Below are 15,315 nucleotides of genomic sequence, written 5' to 3'. Positions count from 1 at the left end.
CGGTATACGGCCGCTGCCCGGGCCGGGCCGGGATCGGCCGGAGCTGTATCTCCAGTGGATCAACCATTTTCCCGACGGGGTGGGGCGGAACTGATGGCTTTTGGCATAGGCACAACAAACAACTGGGTGGCTGGTGCGCGCCGGAGACGCAGGCGAATCCTGGTCCACGCGCTGGCTCTGGCGCTCATCGCCCCGGTCGGCACGGTGTCGGTGGCGCAGGCGGCGGATACCGCAGGGGGTCTGGGGCGTACGGCCCTTCCCGATCAGCGGGTGAGCAAGGTCAAGGCAGTCGACTCCCTGGGCGCGAAGCGGGCCCGGGACCGGGTGGCCAAGGACAAGAAGGCCAACGCCGAGCAGGCCCGGCGTGCGGTGACCGAGCAGCGGAGCGCCTGGCCCGGGCGGGGCACGGCAACGGTGAAGTACAGCGGCGGCAAGGCAGGCAGAGCCGCGCCGGGCGGTCTCCCGGTCACCGTCGGCGCGAAGCCCGAAACGAGGCTGAAGCCCGGGACGCTCGCGCAGCCCACGGGGGCAGAACCCTCAGCGGCCCGGATCACGGTCCTGGACCGGGACGCCGCGAAGAGGGCGGGTCTCACCGGCGTAATGCTGACCGCCGAGACGGACACTCCCGGGCCGACCGACATCACTGTCGACTACTCGGCCTTCGCCTCGACGGTGGGCGGCGGCTGGGCACAACGCCTGCGCCTGGTGGCGCTGCCGTCGTGTGTCCTGACGACACCGGAGAAGGACGCCTGTCGCAAGCAGATCCCTCTGAAGTCTGCCAACAACGTCCGTGAGCAGTCCGTCTCGGCCCAGGTGGCACTGACCGGGAACATGGATGGTCTCTCGGCGCGGCTGGGCACCGGTACCCCGGGCACCACCGTCCTGGCGGTCACCGCCGCCGGAGCGGGTTCCGGCGCTTCGCCGTCAGGCACCGGGAACTATTCGGCGACGCAGCTGTCGGAGTCCTCGTCGTGGCAGGCCGGCGGCAGTTCCGGTTCGTTCGCATGGTCCTACGGCTTCACGCTTCCCTCCCCTGCCGCAGGCCCGGTCCCGGCACTCTCCCTCTCGTACGACTCGGGAAGTATCGACGGCCGCACAGCGACCACGAACAACCAGGGCAGCGCGGTCGGCGAGGGCTTCTCCCTCACGGAGTCGTACGTCGAGCGGGCTTACGGATCGTGCGACGACGACGGACACGACGATGTCTTCGACCAGTGCTGGAAGTACGACAACGCAAGGCTGGTCCTGAACGGCAAGTCCTCCCGCCTGGTGAAGGGCACCGGCACGGAAACGTGGCGGTTGGAGGGCGACGACGCCTCGAAGGTCGTCCGCTCCACCGGTGCGGACAACAAGGACGACGACGGTGAGTACTGGACCGTCGTCACCGGGGACGGCACACGGTACGTCTTCGGGCTGGACAAACTCGACGGCGCCACCGACCAGCGCACCAACTCCACCTGGACCGCACCGGTCTTCGGCGACGACTCCGGAGAACCGGGCTACGAGAAGGGCAGCACCTTCGCGGCCCGGTCGCTCACGCAGGCGTGGCGCTGGAATCTCGACTACGTCGAGGACGTCCACGGCAACGCCTCCACCTACTGGTATGCGAAGGAGTCGAACTACTACAAGAAGAACAAGTCGGAGACCGCCAACGCCTCCTACGTGCGCGGCGGTTACCTCCAGGAGATCAAGTACGGCCTGCGCAAGGGCGCCCTGTTCACCGACGACGCCGATGGCAAGGTCACGTTCAGCCACGCCGAGCGGTGCACCGTGTCGAGCTGCGCGTCGCTGACGGAAGCGACCTCCGACAACTGGCCCGACGTGCCCTTCGACGCGATCTGCTCCAGCGGGGACGACGAATGCCTGTCATCGTCCCCGTCGTTCTTCTCCCGCAAGCGTGTCACCGGGGTGGACACCTTCTCCTGGGCGGCTGCTACGCGCACGTATCAGCCCGTGGACTCCTGGGTCCTGACCCAGAAGTATCTGGACGGCGGCGACATCGATGACACCAGCGACCATGTCCTGGCGCTCCAGTCCCTCAAGCGGACCGGCAAGGCCGGCACAGCGATCGGACTGAACCCGATCTCGTTCACGTACCAGATGCGCCCCAACCGGGTCGACGCGACGGAGGACGTCCTCCCGCTCACCAGGCCACGTGTCTCCACGGTCACCTCGGAGACCGGTGCGATCACCACGGTCACTCTCTCCGCCCCCGAGTGCGTGCGCAGCCAGGTCATCGATGCGGCTCAGGACACCAACACCCGCAACTGCTACCCGCAGTACTGGAACATCAACGGAGCCGAGAACGCGTCGGTGGACTGGTTCCACAAGTACCGGGTCCTCGCCGTGACGGTGTCCGACCCCGCCGGGCAGAACGACACGGTCGAGCACGCCTACCAGTACGCCGGTGCGGCCTGGCACCACAGTGACGATCCGTTCACACCGACGGCGGAGCGGACCTGGTCCGGATGGCGTGGATACCGCCAGGTGACGGTGTACTCCGGAGCCACGGGCACGACCCGTTCGAGAACCGTCTCGCTGTACATGCAGGGCATGGACGGGGACAAGCAGAAGGACGGGCCCACCCGCAGCGTCAGCGTCGCCCCGCTGGCCTCTCCCGCGCTCGGCCTGGCGTCGATCCGGGACAGTGACGAGTACGCCGGCTTCCTTCGTCAGCAGGTTACCTACGACGGTGCGACCGCTGTCAGCGCGACCAGCGAAGAGCCGTGGTCGAAGGAGACCGCCCGCCAGTCGGACGTGCCCGGGGCCGGGGACCACGTGGCACGGTTCATGCGGACGAAGGCCTCCACCACGCACACCTATCTGACGGTCCCCAAGACCTGGCGGGCCCGTACCGTCTCGACCACCTATGACGACTACGGTATGCCGTCGAAGGTGGAGGACCGCGGTGACAACGCGAAGAGCGGCGACGAGACCTGCAAGGTCACCTGGTACGCCCGGGACGACGACGCCGGACTGACGGCCTTCGCCTCCCGGACCCGGGCGGTCGGCAGGGCCTGCGGCGTTGCCGACAGCGGCCTCGACCTTCCGACGGCCTCCACGCGGCGCGGCGATGTGCTCTCCGACACCGCTGTCGCCTACGACGGCGCGACCACCTGGTCGGCTGCGATGAAACCGACCAAGGGCCTGGTGAGGTGGACCGGACGGGCCCAGAGCTACGGGGCCGCAGGAGCGGTGACCTGGCAGAAGACATCCACCGCCACCTATGACACCCTCGGCAAGTCCACCAGCACCGCCTACACCCCCACCGCTGCGGGCCCGCTGACCAAGATCGTCGTGACCGACCCCAAGGGACACAGCACGGTCGCCTTTCTGGACGCGCGACGAGGACAGCGGGAACGTGTCTACGACGAGAACCTGAAGAAGACCGAACTCGCCTACGACGCCCTTGGCCGGGTGACCGACGTATGGATGCCCAACCGCGTCCGCGGCACCCAGAGCCCCAACAGCACGTTCGGTTACCACGTCAGCAGCACCGAGGAGTCCTGGGTCTCGACCTCCACGCTGAAGAAGGACGGCACCACCTACAGCACCAGCTATACGATCGTCGATTCGCTGATGCGTCCGCTGCAGACCCAGACACCGACCCCGCACGGCGGACGGCTGCTGACCGACACCCGCTACGACTCCCACGGTCTGGCCTACGAGACGTACGCCGACATATTCGACAACACCGAGACGCCGAACGGTGACTACGCCCGGGCCGAATATGGTGAGGCACCCACCCAGACCGAGACGGTTTTCGACGGCGCGGGACGCTCCTCGAAGAGCACGCTGTACGTGTTCGGCGCCGAAAGGTGGTCCACGACCACCGACTACACGGGCGACTCCACCGCGACAACCGCCGTCCAAGGGGGTGCCGCGACCCGGAGCATCACCGACGCACTCGGGGCAGTCACCGAGACACGTGAGTACGCGGGCCCGGACCCGGCCGATGCCGGATTCGGCTCCGGACTCGGCACCTCCTACGCCTCCACGAAGTTCACCCACACCCTGGACGGCAAGCCGACATCGCTGACGGGGCCGGACAATGTCCGATGGATCTACGGCTACGACCTTTTCGGCCGCCAGACCTTCGTGGACGACCCGGACAAGGGCGAGGCGACGACCGGCTACAACGCTCTCGACCAGGTCGTCAAGAGCACGGACCAGCGTGGAAAGTCCGTTCTGACGGAGTACGACGAACTCCGCCGACCGACTGGGACCTGGTCCGGCACGAAGACCGACGCCACCCAACTCACCGCGTACACCTACGACAGTCTGCTCAAGGGCAAGCCCGATTCCTCCATCCGCTACACGGGTGGCAAGAACGGGCCGGCGTACACGAAGAGCGTCACCGAGTACGACGTCCTCGGGCGGCCGGTCACATCCACGCTCCAGCTCCCGGCCAACGACCCGTTCGTGCAGGCCGGAGCGCCGGGCACACTGACGTACACCAGCTACTTCAACATTGACGGTTCCTTGCAGAACAGCAAGGAACCGGCCCTGGGCGGCCTGCCGGCGGAGACCGTCGGATACGGCTACGACAGCGTCGGCAACGTCACCTCGATCGGTGGCTCGACCGGATACTTGCTGGACGTCGACTACTCCGCGCTCAGCCAGGCGCAGCAGCTGGTTCTCGGCACCACCAACAGTGAGGACAGCAAGAAGAGTTACGTCACCAACACGTACGAGCAGGGCACCGGCAGGCTTACCCGCAGCCACGTGACGACCCAGTCCCATCCGTACATGCTGCAGGACTTCAACTACGCCTTCGACCCCGCCGGGAACGTCACCTCCATCACCGACCCGACCACCGTGGGTGGCGCGTCGTCGGCCGAGACGCAGTGCTTCACCTACGACGGCAACCGCCGCCTGGCCGAAGCCTGGACACCCGACTCCCAGAACTGCTCGACCCCCCGCAGCGCCACGAGCCTGTCCGGGCCGGCCCCGTACTGGAACAGCTACACCTACAACCTCGCCGGTCAACGCACGAAGGAATCGGTTCACCGGAACAGCGGTACCACCTCGACCACCTACTGCTATGAGGGCGACCAGCCCCACACCCTCACCGGCACCAGCACCACGGCCAACTGCTCCGTGCCCGAACGCGGCTACGTCTACGACGTCACGGGCAACACCACCGAGCGCCCCGGCCGTACCGGAAAGCAGGACCTCCTCTGGTCCGATGAAGGCAGGCTCACCAAGCTCACCGAATCCGGCAAGTCCACCGACTACGTCTACGCTGCCGACGGCACCCTCCTCATCCGCGCCACCCAGGGCGGCGAGAGGGTCCTCTACGCCGGAGCCACAGAGCTCCACCTCAGGGCCAACGGCACCACCTGGGCACAGCGCACCTACGCGGCGGGGGAGCTGACCGTCGCTGTCCGCTCCAACGAGAGCGGCGCCAACAAGCTCACCTATCTCGCCGGCGACCGCCACGGCACCCAGAGCCTGGCCATCTCCGCCGACAGCAACCAGTCCTTCAGCAAGCGGTACACGAGCCCCTTCGGTGCCGAACGAGGCACCCCCACCGGGACCCCCTGGCCGAACGACAAGGGCTTCCTCGGCAAGACCGACGACAGGACCACCGGCCTCACCCACATCGGAGCCAGGCAGTACGACCCGGCCATCGGGCAGTTCATCAGCGTCGATCCGGTACTCAGTCCCGGCCAGCCCCAGTCCCTCAACGGTTACGCCTACGCCAACAACACCCCCGTCACCGCCAGCGACGCCTCCGGCCTGTGGTGTGACAGCTGCAACGACGGTGCTGGGTGGACCCGCCCCGACGGCGGAACCAAGGGCGACCCCGATGGCGGCAAGAACTCCGACGGCACCGTACGCGGCACCCCGCACGGGGGCGGCGGCAGTTCCGGTGGCCGCGGTTCCGGCGGCGGCGGTGGCGGTGGCGGCGGTGGCAAGTCCGGGGGCTACACGCCGTCATCCGGCACGGGACAGCCTGCCGTCCACGGCGTCATACTGCCCACCGAGCAGGAAATGCGGGCGATGCCGTACGCCTGGCCGGGCGACTCGTACGAAGAGCTCACCCAGAAGTGGGCGAAGAGCAAGTGCTTCGGCAGCGGTTGGCAGGGAGACACCAAGGCCTTCTGCAACGCCGCCGACGCGGTGGGTCTGCTGGAAGTCGGCAAAGACCCCTGGGGTGTGCAGGCGAACATCAACTGCATCACCGGAAAGGGCGACTGCGTAGAAGCGCTGGTGTCCGATGCCATCGCACTGATCACGTGGGGGCTCGGCCGCGCAGTCGCAGGGGTTGGCGCGAGAGCAGCCGCTTCGGGCACCGCCGCCGGCGCGGCGGACGGGGCACTGGCGAAGCTCCTCTCCAGTTGCAAGTGCTTCCTCGCCGGCGTCGAGGTCCTGATGGCCGACGGATCCACCAAAGCGATCGAGGACGTCGAAGTCGGGGACGAAGTGCTTGCCACGGACCCCGAAACCGGAGAGGCGGGCCCTCGGACAGTCACCCGCCTGATTCGGACCGAGGACGACAAGCACTTCAACACCCTCTCCATCGCCACCGAAGACGGCATCGAAGAACTCACCGCGACGCACGAGCATCCCTTCTGGTCCCCTTCCGAAAACGACTGGGTCCCAGCACGTGACCTCGCGCCGGGGATGACCTTGCTGACCGACGCCGGCGACACGGTCGTCGTCACCGGCAACAAGGACTTCAGCAAGCGGGCACGTACGTACAACCTCACCGTGGATGATCTCCACACGTATTATGTGCTGGCGGGGGAAACGCCGGTCCTGGTGCATAATTCTGGTGGATGCCCGACGGACGTGGCATTGGGGCTTCGTAAGAATGGCCTGAGAGGATTCGCCGAAGGCAAGGGGTACACTCACTATCTGGATAGTGATATTTGGGAGGCTGAGGTTCGCGCGGCCGCCCATAACCCGAACGTCAGGCTTCATGTATCACTCGACGGGTTCCGTGGAGCTAATCCCGGCGAGCAGTTCTCTAACGCTTATCGCAACGGTAGTGGGAGTAACTGGTTTGCGACGGAACGGGAGATGTACCACGTGGGGAAGGCCGTACGAGTTGGTGATCGCTCATGGGATAGCATCACATTCTATCGAGGTGGGTCCGTAGTGCAGGTTCCCAAGCCTGGTTTTATTTCCGGAGGGTGACATGGCGAAGATCGCAGAGTGGGAACGCGAGTTCCAGGTTTGGCAGTACTCCGTCAGCCACTCCATGCTGCTCCTGCGCAGCGTGAACGTGGAAGGCTTTGAGACGCGGATCGATGTTCTCTTCACGGCTGTTGAGCTGATGCACCTGCAGCCCTACTGCGCTCGCCTGGAAATCAGCGAGGCAACCAGTGTGGAGAGGGGGCAAATTTTGGGTGACCAACTGGCGGCAGAGCTCCCCGGGACGCTGTACCTCCTTAACGGCGGAGAAGGGTATGTTCTGGCGCGACGATGCTCGTGGCACGAGGATCTTGGTGATCACCACACCCCCTCGAAATTTGGCCCTCTCAGGGGGACGGAGTAGTTTCGATTAGTCGCATCTGAGGTTCTTTTCGTCGCCTCTTGCGAGTGAACGCGAGGGCTCCCTTTCGGGTGTTATCGTGAAATTCGACGAACCCTTCGCGAGTATTTCTCTCAAGTTTTTGGTGAGAAATAACAGATGCCCCACCAGTAAGCACTGGTGGGGCATCTGTGTCGTTTGACGGCAACGCTGATGGCAACTTCAGCGGATGGGCGTCACGGTGGGCGGTAGGTCGCCAGGGTCGACGCCATCGCGAAGGGCGTTGCCGAGGGTGTCGATGGCCTGGCGTTGGAGGCGGAGTCGGACGTGGGCGTAGACGCCGGCGGTGACGCCGTCAAGGTCGAGGTCTTCCCAGTGGAGGCCGAGGAGTTCGCCCTTACGAAGTCCGGTGCGCAGAGCGAGTTCGTACGGGGCGTAAAGCCGATCACCGTGGGCCGCGTGGAGGAATCGTCGGGCTTCGGCGGCGGTGAAGGGCTGAAATCGGCGGGGGCGGGGCGTGGGCGTCTTGATGTTCCGGGCGACGCTGCGCGGAAGTTCGTCCTCGCGGACGGCGTGTTCCAGGGCGGACTTGAGGACCGCGTGGACGTACGTAACGGTCAGCGGGGAGAGCCGCTTGTTGCAGCACTGGCCGATGGCGCAGCGGGACCGCCGGACGGAGTCCCGGTTCTGGGCGCAGCACTGGCAGGTGGTGCGGAGTCCGTCGAGGAAAGTGCGGACGTCGCGGGTGGTGAGCCGGGCGAGCTTCTTGGCGCCGAGCCTGGAGAGGAGGTGGAGGCGGATGGCGGCGGCATAGCGGGTGTGGGTGTTCTCCCGCAGGTGGTGCACGGCGACGCCGTCCAGCCAGTACGTGAGGTAGGCGCTCACGTTGTTGTCGGCCGTCGCGACGAGCAGGCCGCGGTTGCTGTCGGCGATCTTCTCGGCGAGTTTGTCGGCGGCTTCCCTCCGCGTGCTGCCGTAGACGTGGACGCGCAATTCGCTGAGCAAGTGGGCGCTCGTGTGCTGACCAGAGATCGCGGGCGGCAGATGGACGGTGGGTTCGGATCTCGCGCCGTCCAAATTGACCGGCGCATCACTTCGATCGACGGAATCCTGCGAGTGTTGGGTGGTGGCTAGCAATGGGTGAGGGTCACGTGACACGTCGGCCTGGTGAACTCGACGAGATCCATTCCCGATGGGTCCAGAAAAGGAATCGCCGCACGGACGATCCTGAGTATAAGGAATCCTGGTACGACGAACAGTGCGGCGGGTGCCGCTTCTGGATCCCGCTCTCAGGGGAACTCGGGTCGGACTACGGTGCATGTGCGAATTCGGCGTCGCCTTTCGATGGGACTATTCGATTCGAGCATGATGGCTGTAAGGAATTCGAGGATTCCGGAAGCTGGGCTGTGCCTGACAATGTGTGAGCAGGTCTGATGCCCCACCAGTTTGAGGCTGGTGGGGCATCAGCGCCTCAGATCGAGAACCGTTCCCTCTCCAGCAACGGCCGCACCCGGGACCGGAAACCGCCCGTGCGGAACGGGCGTTGCAGCAGGCCCGGTCGCAGCTCCTGGGCCAGGGCCGCGATGACCATGCCCTGGTCGAGCGCGAGCATGAAACCGCTGACCCGGCCCGTGGACACGTTCACCGAGTCCCGGAAGCCGAGCCCCTCCTCGTACGCGCCGAAGTCCCTTTCCAGGGCGCGCAGGTTGGCCACCGCCTCGCGGCCCGCGTACGGCAGGGCCAGGAACGAGGCGTGCGGGGTGACCACTCCGTTGGTGAAGGCCGAGGGCGGGGGGAGCGGGGCGCCGTCCGTCGTGTGGGTGCGGTCCGTGTTGGAGGCGTAGCCGTCGACCGCCAGGCCCAGGGCATCGACCCCGTACTCCTGATAGCCGCCCTCCGGAACGTTGGAGGGTGAGAAGCCCCAGTAGCCGTACTCCGCCTCCCGCAGGCCGTGGTCGATCTGGCCGCGTACGTAGCGGTGGTTGGTCAGGCCCCACGCGCGCGGCGACCACTGCGGCTCCGGCACGAACAGCGGCACCATCAGCGCCTCGAACATGGAGCCGCCCCAGGAGGGGATCAGCTTCCGGCCGCGGTGGGTGTAGTGGCCGTTCCATACGCGGATGCCGTCGACCGTCGCGTAGCCGCCGCCGGGGCTCTGCTCCTGGTCGTGCTCCGGCAGCATCGTCCGCAGCAGGTGCCAGTAGTGGTCGGTGGGGAGTGAGCCGTCCGCGATGCCCAGGTAACTCGCCATTCGTGGCTCGGTGTTGAGGGCGCCGTAGTGGTGGGGGGTCGGCTCGTCCGTGTCCGTCCAGACGCCGCCGCGCAGTTGGCCGGGGCCCGCTACCGGGTCCGCCGGGTCGTACGGCGTGTAGAAGTACGACCAATTCGCCGTCGACAGGATGCGGTTGATGCGGGGGCGTAGCGTCGGTGCCGCTTCGGCGGCTATCCGCAGACCCGTCACCAGCCACGCGTTGTCCACCGAGGAGAGGAACGGGCGCACCGGGTCGCCCGTGCCCGGCCACTCGGTGAGCACCGAACCGTCGTGCGCGTCATACCAGTTGAGCCAGAAGCCGTGGTGGCGTTCCAGTTTCTCCACAGCCGCGACCGTACGGGTCAGGGACCGGAGCATCGCGCTCTCGCCGATCACCCCGAGGCCCGCCGCGGCCACCGTCGACCAGAGGCCGCAGCCGATGTTGGTGGGTGAGGTCTGGACCGACTGGACGGGGGCTCCGGGGGCGCTCAGGTCGATCTTGTCGGTGACCAGGCCGAACTCCGTCGTCATGGCCTCCAGCGAGCGGTACGTGTCGCGGAACCAGTGGTGCAGGAGGCGTGGGTCGGGCGGGGCGGCCGCCCCGGCGGACGGGGCGGTGACGGCTCCGAGCGACAGGGCCGCGGCTCCGGTCCCTGCGGCGGTGAGAAACGTGCGACGGTCCATCGGTCCGGCTCCTGGTGGCAGAAGAGGGAAGAGGAGAACTGTGCTCGTACGGGCGGTTCGGGAGCCGGCGGTCGTCAGGTTCCGCCGGCTCCCGCGCCGGAGGGAGCCGTCAGGTGGCTCCCCGTATCGGGGGCGTCCCCTGTGACAACGGGGACGCCCAAATTACGCTGCTGTGCGCGGGAGTTCGCGTGTGCGGCCCAGCGAGCCCAGCCACTTCACCGAGTCGCGCGGCGTGCGCTCGAAGGTCTGCCAGTCCACCGCGATCAGGCCGAACGTCGGCGTGAACGAGCCCCACTCGTAGTTGTCCAGCGCGCTCCACGCCAGGTAGCCCTGGATGTCGATGCCGTCCGCCAGCGCGGCGGCCACCTCGTTCAGCGCGCCCGCGTAGTAGTCCGCGCGGCGGGTGTCGTCGGCCGTGGCGATGCCGTTCTCCGTGACGATCAGCGGGACGTCGCCGACCACCTCGGCCGTGTGCCGCAGCGCCTCGCCGACCGCGCTCGGGTAGAACTCCCACTGGGTGAGGGTGCGTTCGACGTCGTCGGGCGCCGGGATCGGGCCGTCCGGGCCGATCCGCGTACGGGTGTAGGACTGCACGCCGATCCAGTCGTCGCCGCGCGCCGCCTCGATGAACACGTCCTCGCGCGGGTGGCGGTAGGCGGCCGTGACGTCCTCCGCGCCGGGGAGCGCCTGGTAGACCTGGTTGGCGATGGTCCAGCCGACCTGGATGCCCGCGTCCAGCGCCCGGACCTCCTTGACGGCCGCGTGGTGGGCGGCGATGACCGCCTGGGTCGTCTCGTCGTCGGGGGTGGGCAGGCCGGCGGGCGGGAAGCCGATGTCGCCGCGCTTGGCCTGGCCCGCCATCACGGCGATCATGTTCGGCTCGTTGATCGTGCAGACGTGGCGTACGCCTTCGGAGATCACCGGTGCGCAGGCTGCCACGTACCGCGCGAACAGTTCCGTCGCACCCTCGGCCGTCCAGCCGCCGCGCGCCTCGAACCACTGCGGCACCGTGAAGTGGTGCAGCGTCACCATCGGGCGCAGGCCGCGGGCGATCGCGCCCTCCACCATCCGCCGGTAGTGGGCGAGTTCGGCGCGCGAGAAGGTGCCCTCGACGGGCTCGATGCGGGCCCACTCGATGGAGAACCGGTAGTCGGTGAAGCCCAGCGAGGCCAGCAGGTCCATGTCCTCGGGCCAGCGGTGGTAGCTGTCGCAGGCGTCCAGGCTCGGCTCCTGGATGTGCGTACCGGCGGTGTGCTCCTTGATCCACCAGTCGCTGTTGGTGTTGTTGCCCTCGATCTGGTGCGCGGCCGTCGAGGCGCCCCAGAGGAAGCCCTCGGGGAACGGGACGGGAGCAGGGGTGTTCGTCATCGCGACATGTCTTTCTGGTGGGGTGGTGAGGGGTGTGGCCGCCGCCGGCTGTTACGGGGTGGGGTGCGGCGGCCTCGTTACGTGAAGTTCCTCGGCGGAAGCTTTGGGTGAAGTTCCGCCGCGTGCGCGCTACTTCATGCCCGCCGTGGCGATGCCCTGCGTGAAGTGCCGTTGCAGGGCGATGAAGAGGACCAGCACCGGGAGCACGACCAGGAACGCCCCGGCCATCAGCATCCCGTTGGATCCGCCGGCCTTGTTGGGGTCCGTGGCGAAGGTCGCCAGCGCGACCGGGAGCGTGTACTTGTCGGGGTCGTTGGTCGCGATCAGCGGCCAGACGAAGTTGTTCCAGGAGCCCAGGAACGTGAAGATCGAGAGCGTCGCGAGGGCCGGCTTCACCAGCGGCATCACGATCCGCCAGAAGATGTACCACTCGCTCGCCCCGTCCATCCGGGCCGCCTCCAGCAGCTCGTCCGGGATCGACTGCATGAACTGCCGCATCAGGAAGACCCCGAAGGCCCCGGCGGCGAACGGCAGCACCAGGCCCGCGTACGTGTCGATCAGCCGGAGCTTGCTCATCAGCACGAACAGCGGCAGCAGCATCAGGTTGCCGGGCACCATCAGCGCGCCGAGCACCAGGCCGAAGAGCTTGTTGCGGCCGGCGAAGTTCAGCTTGGCCAGGGCGTAGCCGAGCATCGAGCAGAAGACCAGGTTCGAGACGGTCACCAGGACCGCCACGATCACCGAGTTCATGAAGTACAGCGGCAGGTCCAGCTTGTCGAGCAACTGCCGGAAGTTGGCCAGGGTCCACTCGGTCGGGATCCATACCGGCGGGCTGGCCGACAGCTCGCTCTGCGTCTTGAAGGCGGAGAGTCCCATCCAGAGGAAGGGCGCCGACATGACCAGCAGGCCGAGCGAGAGCAGGACGTAGACCAGGGGGCGGGAGGTGCCGCGCCTCTTCTTCTCCGGTGTGCGGGCGGCGGGTGCGTGGCTGCTGCTGGTGGCGCTCATTTCGTGTTGTCCTTCAGCAGTCGGAGCTGGAGCACCGTGATGCCCATGATCACCACGAACAGGACGTACGCCATGGCGCTCGCGTAGCCCATGTGGAAGAAGTTGAACCCTTCGCGGTACATGTTCAGCGAGACGGTCAGCGTCGAGTCGGACGGGCCGCCCTGCGTCATCACGAACGGCTCCTCGAAGACGTTGAGGTAGCCGATCGTCGTGATCACCGTGGCGTAGAGCAGCGTCGGGCGCAGGAGCGGGACCGTGATCCGGCGGAACTCCTGCCAGGCGCCCGCCCCGTCGAGCTTCGCCGCCTCCCGTACCTCCGTCGGCACCGCCTGGAGGCCCGCGATGAAGAGCACCATCACCGTTCCGACGTTCCGCCACACCGCCATCACGATCAGCGACGGCATCGCCAGCGTCTCGGAACCGAGGAAGTCCGGTGCGCTCCAGCCCACTTCGGAGAAGAGGCCCGCGATCAGACCGTCGCTGGGATCGAGGACGAACCGCCAGACGACGGCGACCGCGACGATCGTGGTGACCACCGGGGCGTAGAAGCCGACCCGGAAGAAGGTCCGTGCCCGGTCGATGCCGTTGTTCAGCAGGACGGCGGTGACCAGCCCGATCCCGATGGTCAGCGGGACGCCGACGACCACGAAGTACCCGGTGTTGAAGAGGGACTTGAGGAACTTCTCGTCGCCGAAGAGCTTCACGTAGTTCTCGAACCCGATGAACTCCGCTTCCCACGGGCGCGTCACATTGCGCAGCCCGAAGTCCGTGAAGCTCATCACCAGGGTGGCGAGGATCGGAAACGCCATGAAGACGGTGAACAGGACGAGGAACGGGGTGGAGAACAGCCAGCCCGCCGCGTTCTGCACACCCATGGACGGCTTGCGGACCCGCCGGCCCGCAGGGGCCGGAGGCGGTGCGATCCGCGGCGCGGCTGCCTTCTCGGTCGTGGTGCTCATGGCTACTGCTTCACGAGGCCTTCGATCTCGGACTGCGCCTGCTTCAGCGCGTCCTCGGCGGACGCCTTGCCCTGCGTCACCTTGGCGATGGCCTGGTCGACCTTGTCGGTGATCTCGGTCCACTGCGCCATGGACGGCGAGGACTTGGCGGTGTCCATCTGCTTCTTGAAGACCTGGAGACCGGCGTCGTCGGCGAGCTTGCCGGACTCCCAGGCGGAGGTGTTGGCGGGCAGGTCCTTCGTCCGCTCGTACCAGTCGGCCTGGCCCTCGGTGTCGGTGAGGTACTCGATGAACTCCGTTGCCGCCGCCTTGTGCTGGCTGTCCTTGGAGACGACGAGCGAGGAGCCGCCGGCCATGGAGGTGGAGGAGGCGTCCGCCGGAACGTTCGCTATCGCCCACTTGCCCTTGATCTGCGGCTGGCCCTCGTTGAGCAGCGTCACGTGCCAGGGGCCGCCGAAGAACATCGGAACCCTGCCGTTGCCGAAGTCCTTCACCACGTCGTAGCCGGGCGGTACGGACTTGTTGGCGAGGCCCTTGTCGAAGTAACTCCCGTACTCCTTCAGTGCCTTGACGGCCGCCGGGCTGTCGATGACCGCCTCGCCGTCGGCGTTGACGATCTCGCCGCCGGCCGAGTAGAGGAAGGAGGAGAAGTTCTGCACGGTGTCCAGGCCGCTGGGCTGGATGGAGAGCCCCCACTTCGTACCGGCCTTCTTCTGGTACGCGGTGGCCAGGCCCTGGAGCTCCTTCCAGTCGGTCGGAGCCTTGGTGACGCCTGCCTTCTCGGCCAGGTCCGTGCGGTAGTAGAGGACGCGGGTGTCGACGTACCACGGCACGCCGTACGCGGTGCCGTCCACCTCGCCCTGCTCCCAGCCCGCCGGGAAGAAGTCCTGCTTGTCGAACACCTTGGTGTCGACCGGCTCCAGCACGCCCAGCTCGGCGAACTCGCCCATGTAGCTCCCGCCCATCTGCGCCACGTCGGGCAGCGTGCCCGCCGCGGCGGCCGAGACGAGCTTCTGGTGGGCCACGTCCCAGCCGACCGGAGTCACCTTGACGGTGATGTTCGGGTTGGCCTTCTCGTACACCTTCGCCACCTCCGCGAGCTTCTCGCCCTCGGCGCCCATGGCCCAGACGGTGAGCGTCTGCTTCTCGTCCGCGGCGACATCTCCGCCGGAGGAGCCGCAGGCGGAGAGGGTGACGGCGAGCGCGAGCGCGAGGCCGGCGGGAGCGGTTCTGGCGATGCGGGACATGGAGGGCTCCTCCTTGAGCGATCCGGGCGATGCGGGCAATCCGAGTAATCCGAGTAATCCTGACGCGGTGTGATGTATGCGCTGCCTGTAAGCGCATACATCACTCTGCTCCAGACGTTCCGGAATCCGCAAGAGGGTGCTGGGTCACACTCGTGCAACGTCACCGACACCTGGCCGCCTTCGTGACCGGCACCCGGCCGCCCTGTCGTCGAACCGTAAACGCGGCGTTTGTGGAACAACAGGCGATGTGACCCATTCGTCGCCCCGCCCCGCCCCGCCCCGCCCCCGCACCTGTCCGGCCCGGACGGTGACGCG

At 67.1% G+C, this 15,315-nt stretch carries 7 protein-coding genes and 2 pseudogenes; 3 read left to right on the top strand and 6 right to left on the bottom strand.

The annotated features are described in order from the left end of the window. Positions 1-93: 93 nt before the first annotated feature. Together ACFWRT_RS06575 and ACFWRT_RS06570 are read left to right on the top strand one after the other, a co-directional pair. Positions 94-7,146, top strand: coding sequence for a polymorphic toxin-type HINT domain-containing protein (locus ACFWRT_RS06575; RefSeq protein ID WP_380953052.1), 7,053 nt, complete (start codon positions 94-96; stop codon positions 7,144-7,146). A gap of 1 nt (position 7,147) precedes the next feature. After that, on the top strand, positions 7,148-7,507 hold the full coding sequence (locus tag ACFWRT_RS06570) for a hypothetical protein (RefSeq protein WP_380953051.1): 360 nt from the start codon (positions 7,148-7,150) through the stop codon (positions 7,505-7,507). Between the two features lie 282 nt (positions 7,508-7,789). Here ACFWRT_RS06570 and ACFWRT_RS06565 read toward each other — a convergent pair. Further along, positions 7,790-8,473 (bottom strand): annotated as a pseudogene (locus tag ACFWRT_RS06565) (tyrosine-type recombinase/integrase); the annotation flags it as partial. 140 nt (positions 8,474-8,613) lie between these two features. On the opposite strand from ACFWRT_RS06565, the pseudogene ACFWRT_RS06560 reads away from it, so the two are divergent. Next, positions 8,614-8,907: pseudogene (locus ACFWRT_RS06560) on the top strand (DUF3027 domain-containing protein); the annotation flags it as partial. 47 nt (positions 8,908-8,954) lie between these two features. Here the strand turns inward: ACFWRT_RS06560 and ACFWRT_RS06555 are convergent. From ACFWRT_RS06555 to ACFWRT_RS06535, 5 genes are all read right to left on the bottom strand, one after another. After that, positions 8,955-10,418 (bottom strand): glucoamylase family protein, encoded by a 1,464-nt coding sequence (locus ACFWRT_RS06555; RefSeq protein WP_380953050.1) that lies wholly within the window; start codon positions 10,416-10,418, stop codon positions 8,955-8,957. A 162-nt stretch (positions 10,419-10,580) separates the two neighbouring features. Next, positions 10,581-11,786, bottom strand: coding sequence for a glycoside hydrolase family 1 protein (locus tag ACFWRT_RS06550; RefSeq protein WP_380953049.1), 1,206 nt, complete (start codon positions 11,784-11,786; stop codon positions 10,581-10,583). A 129-nt stretch (positions 11,787-11,915) separates the two neighbouring features. Then, entirely contained in the window at positions 11,916-12,794 is an 879-nt protein-coding gene (locus ACFWRT_RS06545; RefSeq protein WP_380953048.1) for a carbohydrate ABC transporter permease, read from the bottom strand. After that, positions 12,791-13,753, bottom strand: a complete 963-nt coding sequence (locus ACFWRT_RS06540; protein ID WP_380953047.1) for a carbohydrate ABC transporter permease — start codon at positions 13,751-13,753, stop codon at positions 12,791-12,793. The genes ACFWRT_RS06545 and ACFWRT_RS06540 overlap by 4 nt, the downstream gene beginning before the upstream one ends. Positions 13,754-13,755: 2 nt before the next feature. Then, entirely contained in the window at positions 13,756-15,000 is a 1,245-nt protein-coding gene (locus ACFWRT_RS06535) for a sugar ABC transporter substrate-binding protein (protein WP_380953046.1), read from the bottom strand. Positions 15,001-15,315 lie beyond the last annotated feature (315 nt).

Origin of the sequence: Streptomyces cyaneofuscatus (assembly GCF_042718795.1) — a bacterium.
Classification (GTDB): domain Bacteria; phylum Actinomycetota; class Actinomycetes; order Streptomycetales; family Streptomycetaceae; genus Streptomyces; species Streptomyces cyaneofuscatus_A.
Note: the sequence above shows the minus strand (reverse complement) of the source record. Positions and strands in the feature narration are given on the sequence as shown.

Excerpts from the sequence above, each read along its gene's own strand:
- ACFWRT_RS06575 (WP_380953052.1), top strand. The coding sequence starts at position 94 with ATGGCTTTTGGCATAGGCACAACAAACAACTGGGTGGCTGGTGCGCGC.
- ACFWRT_RS06570 (WP_380953051.1), top strand. The coding sequence starts at position 7,148 with ATGGCGAAGATCGCAGAGTGGGAACGCGAGTTCCAGGTTTGGCAGTAC.
- ACFWRT_RS06555 (WP_380953050.1), bottom strand. The coding sequence starts at position 10,418 with ATGGACCGTCGCACGTTTCTCACCGCCGCAGGGACCGGAGCCGCGGCC.
- ACFWRT_RS06550 (WP_380953049.1), bottom strand. The coding sequence starts at position 11,786 with ATGACGAACACCCCTGCTCCCGTCCCGTTCCCCGAGGGCTTCCTCTGG.
- ACFWRT_RS06545 (WP_380953048.1), bottom strand. The coding sequence starts at position 12,794 with ATGAGCGCCACCAGCAGCAGCCACGCACCCGCCGCCCGCACACCGGAG.
- ACFWRT_RS06540 (WP_380953047.1), bottom strand. The coding sequence starts at position 13,753 with ATGAGCACCACGACCGAGAAGGCAGCCGCGCCGCGGATCGCACCGCCT.
- ACFWRT_RS06535 (WP_380953046.1), bottom strand. The coding sequence starts at position 15,000 with ATGTCCCGCATCGCCAGAACCGCTCCCGCCGGCCTCGCGCTCGCGCTC.